This is a genomic window from Mesorhizobium sp. M5C.F.Ca.ET.164.01.1.1 (assembly GCF_004792125.1).
GTDB classification, from domain to species: domain Bacteria; phylum Pseudomonadota; class Alphaproteobacteria; order Rhizobiales; family Rhizobiaceae; genus Mesorhizobium; species Mesorhizobium wenxiniae.
The window spans coordinates 1-298 of the sequence record NZ_SRTG01000500.1 but is presented as its reverse complement, the minus strand read 5'-3'; the positions used below and the strand labels follow the sequence as shown (position 1 = coordinate 298).

Below are 298 nucleotides of genomic sequence, written 5' to 3'. Positions count from 1 at the left end.
GAGGCGAGCAAGCGCAGCTCGTCAATGTTCGTGCCCGGAGAGATACGGCTGCTCGCTCTTGCCGCAGCGGCCGCGGCAGGGCTTGGTGCATTCGAGGTCGGGCTCACCCTGCGAAACGTGGAGCTCGCCATGGGGCCCGCTGCGCTCGGCCTCATGTTCGCGACATGCAGCGTTGTCATGTTTGCGGTCCAGGGGCTTGTTTTTTCGCCGCTCGTCAAACCGGCAGCGGCAAGGTTGCTTGTGGCTCCTGCTTTCCTGGTGATGGCGATCGGTCTGGCGCTTATTCCGACAATCGCCG

1 pseudogene is annotated in these 298 nt (G+C 63.8%); it reads left to right on the top strand.

What is annotated here, in order from left to right:
- Positions 1–24 precede the first annotated feature (24 nt).
- A pseudogene (locus EN807_RS34465) lies at positions 25–298 on the top strand (MFS transporter); the annotation flags it as partial.